We start from the raw sequence: 3,995 nt of genomic DNA on the forward strand, positions 1-3,995 counted from the left end.
TGCATCTTGCCATCTTCAGCATAGTAAACCTTGCGCCCATCAGCTAGAGTTTGGAAACCGGTCTGCATTGCACCGCTACTCTGGTCAAACAAATACCAGGTCCAGCCGGAACCGATCTTTTGCTCACCGTATTGCATCTGACCAGCAGCATTATAGTAAACAGTCCGCCCGTCTGAAAGTTTTTGAAAACCGGTTTGCTTGGCACCACTGCCTTTATCGAAGAGGTACCAATATCCATTAATCTTCTGCTCACCATACTGCATCTGACCATTAGGAGCATAGTAGACTGTTTTGTTTTGTTCAGGAATATATTGGAATCCCGTTTTCATTGCGCCACTACTGCGGTCAAACAGATACCAGTGACTGTCAATAAGTTGCTGGTTATACTGCATTTGCCCCAAGTTATTGTAGTAAACAATCCGCCCATCTTGGAGCGTCTGAAAGCCAGTATATTTTGTATTAGTTTGGGTGTTGTAAAGGTACCAGTAACCATTTTTCCTTTTTTCAACCGCATCCTGGGGCTGAGGAAATTCAGTCGCTGTTGCAGTCGTTTCCGAATTAGCTTGGACAGATGGCGTCGCCACTGTCTGCTTACTATCTACCACCTGCTCATTTGCTACCTTATCAGTAGTATCATTTTGCGTTGACTCGGAGCTTGAGTTTGCCTGCTCAGAACTAGTAGTCACTGGATCCTGAACTTTCGTTTCAGTTGTAGCAGAGATAGTCACTGAAGCACTAGTAGGCGTAGTCTGCCCTTGTGTGTTAGTTGTTTGATTAGTAGGCGTAGCAGCATCTGCTGGTATCACCTGACTAGTAGCACTGGTTGAATCCACCGTATCCGCCATAGTGGTTTGCGCAAATGCTCCTAAACCCATCACTAATCCTAGAAATACCAGGGGCATTACCACCCAGTTTTTCCCTGATTTGTACATCTTAAAACGTTTTTTTACTTCACTTCTAAACAATGTCTTCACCTATTCTCAAAATATGTTAACCACTGTCGAGTTGGGTTAATATCAACTGCACCTCATACGGATACTGTAATTTATATTAATCAACTACTTCAGCATTATTTTGACAGATTGGAAGATGCTGCCAGCATTTTTCCTGTGGTTGAATCAAAATCATACCAGTAATCACCGATCTTCATTTTTCCCTTTGCGACAGCCCCTGAACCATACTTAAGATAATAAGTATCGCCATTAATTTCCAACCAGCCGTATTGCATTTGACCATTATCATTATAATAAACGGTCTTATCATACTCTGGAATGTACTGGAAACCAGTTTTCATTGCGCCATTCGCTTGGTCAAACAGATACCAGTAACCACTAATTTGTTGTTCACCGTATTGCATCTTGCCATCTTCAGCATAGTAAACCTTGCGCCCATCTGCTAGAGTTTGGAAACCTGTCTTCATTGCTCCACTACTTCTGTCGAACAAATACCACGTCCAACCGGAACCGATCTTTTGTTCACCATATTGCATATGACCTTGACTATTGTAGTAGACGGTCCGTCCGTCAGGCAGCTTTTGGAAACCAACACTCATGGCCCCACTGCTCTTGTCAAAGAAGTACCAGTAGCCATTGATCTTCTGTTCACCATACTGCATATGACCCTTTTCATCATAGTAAACCGTTTTTTGGTATTTCGGAATATACTGGAAGCCAGTTTTCATTGCACCGCTTGCTTGGTCAAACAAATACCAGTAGCCACCAATCCGTTGTTCACCGTACTGCATCTTGCCATCTTCAGCGTAGTAAACTTTACGCCCATCAGCTAAAGTTTGGAAACCAGTCTTCATTGCGCCGCTACTCCGGTCGAACAAATACCAGGTCCAGCCGGAACCGATCTTTTGTTCACCATATTGCATGTGACCTTGACTATTGTAGTAGACGGTCCGTCCGTCAGGCAACTTTTGGAAACCAACACTCATGGCCCCACTGCTCTTGTCAAAGAAGTACCAGTAGCCATTGATCCGTTGCTCACCGTACTGCATTTGACCAACTTGATTATAGTAGACAGTTCGCCCATCACTTAATCTTTGGAAACCAGTCTTGAGGGCACCACTACTCCGGTCAAAGAGGTACCAGTAGCCGTTGATCCGTTGTTCATAGTACTGCATTTGCCCATTTTGATTGTAGTAGACAATTCGTCCGTCAGGCAGCTTTTGGAAGCCTGTTTGCATTGCCCCACTTCTTTGCGCAAAGAGATACCAGTGACCCTTGATCTTTTGTTCACCGTATTGTAGTTGCCCCTGACTGTTGTAGTAGACATTTTTGTGCTGGCTAGCAATATATTTGACCCCGGTTTGCATAGCCCCAGAACTTTCATCGAAATAATACCAATGACCATTAATTTGTTGTTGGCCGTACACCATCTGGCCCTGGCTGTTGTAATAAACAACTCGGTTGCCTTGGGATAAATGCTGGAAGCCCGTTTGCCGTTGCCCATTCTTGTACAAGTACCAATGACCATTTTCATACTTTTCTTGACTGACAGGTTGATCAAACCGGTATAAAGAGTACGTATTGATCAAGTTGGTCAACTTACTTGCATAAGTTGGATCGGTAGCGTATGCCCCATAAACCCCATGGCGGAGGTTTTGAGCTGCCCGTTGGTAACTACCAGCCCGCTTAGTGGAGTTGGGGAAGTTACTCCGCAAAAGTTGTGCATAACGCACCAAGGAATCATAGTAACTGCTGTACTTCTGAAACTTAGCATAAACCGTGTGGTAGGCACCACCATAGAATTCTAACGTTGGCATCAAAACATACTCGCCGCGCCCATTGTACTTAACTCCAAATAAGTTATGCGCTTGGCGGGCTAATTGACTCTGACCCCAGGCACTTTCCAAACCAGCTTGAGCAATCATCATCGAAGCATGAACCCCATATTCTTGGGAAACTTGCATAGCTGCACTGCCAATTTGGTTAACAAAATTACGCACTGTCGTCGAGGCATTAGTAACGCTAGGAATACTGTTAGAACTGTTGCTTACTCCTAATACGTTAGTAGCATTGGTTGCCTTGGCACCACCATTACCGGAAACATCATACGTGATGTCGCCACCATAGTTAATTTGTGGCTGGGTTACCTGCGTTTTGTTAGCAGCCAGTGCTGACGCGTTAACAACATTCTTCTTAACTACAACTTTGCTAACAGCTAGTCTTGTGCTTGTATTTTGCTGTGTAGTTGCTTGCGCCGTTGTTTGTGTTGTAGTTGTTGCCACCGATGCCCCATTAGTTGTAGATGTTTTGGTAGTAGTTTGGCTCTTATCCACACTTGTAACATCTTGAGCGTTTGCATTTGCCGGTTGGGATTCAGCAGCAGAAGCTGAACTAGTAGTATTATTGGCCGTAGTTGCTTGCGCTGTTGCAGCTACCGTTGGCTTTTCTTGTTGACTAGCATCACTTGTGGTTTTGGCTACCACTGCTACTGTGGTAGGATCGTTTTGATTAACTGTATCCGCAGCCGCAAAATTGGTCGTCAGTTCTAGCCCTGCAACCAGTCCAAAAAAGACTAAAGGGGCAACAACCCACGACTTACCCGCTTTATACATCTTGAATCTTTTTTTGACATTTTTTCCTAACAAGTTGCTTTCATCTCCCTATTTCCTAACTTATTAACTATTCTTTAATTGTCTTTTCTTTTGGTAGATTGCAATAAATAACTTGAACAAATTTAATGACGCAGATTAAGCAAAAAGATCTCAATTGGAGTTCGCCAGTTCAAACATTTGAGTGGCCGTGAATTCAGATACCAGTTAATCTGAATCAATTCATCATCACTAATCTCTTCAATTGGCTGACCCTTAGGAATAAATCGCCGTAACACTCGATTACGATTCTCATTACTACCACGTTCATGCGGAGAATAAGCATGGGCAAAGTACAACGGCACGCCGGTATTTTTCTCAATTGATTGGTAGTTGGCGAACTCTTTCCCGTGATCAACCGTCAGTGTCTTGAGATTAGTTCCTAATTGATTAG

General features: G+C 43.6%; 3 protein-coding genes. All 3 read right to left on the minus strand.

Annotated elements, in window-relative coordinates; all coding sequences use genetic code 11:
- On the minus strand, positions 1–932 hold a 932-nt coding region (locus G541_RS09895), incomplete at its 3' end, for a KxYKxGKxW signal peptide domain-containing protein (RefSeq protein ID WP_035163362.1).
- Between the two features lie 137 nt (positions 933–1,069).
- Positions 1,070–3,565 (minus strand): glucosaminidase domain-containing protein, encoded by a 2,496-nt coding sequence (locus G541_RS0109030; protein WP_162139344.1) that lies wholly within the window; start codon positions 3,563–3,565, stop codon positions 1,070–1,072.
- A 122-nt stretch (positions 3,566–3,687) separates the two neighbouring features.
- Positions 3,688–3,995, minus strand: a 308-nt coding sequence (locus tag G541_RS0109035; protein ID WP_027826262.1) for an IS30 family transposase, incomplete at its 5' end; no start/stop codon positions are given.

Source organism: Ligilactobacillus saerimneri DSM 16049 (genome assembly GCF_000423265.1).
In the GTDB taxonomy this organism is placed as follows: Bacteria; Bacillota; Bacilli; order Lactobacillales; family Lactobacillaceae; genus Ligilactobacillus; species Ligilactobacillus saerimneri.

Coding starts and splice junctions, on each gene's coding strand:
- G541_RS0109030 (WP_162139344.1), bottom strand. CDS start 3,565: ATGTATAAAGCGGGTAAGTCGTGGGTTGTTGCCCCTTTAGTCTTTTTT.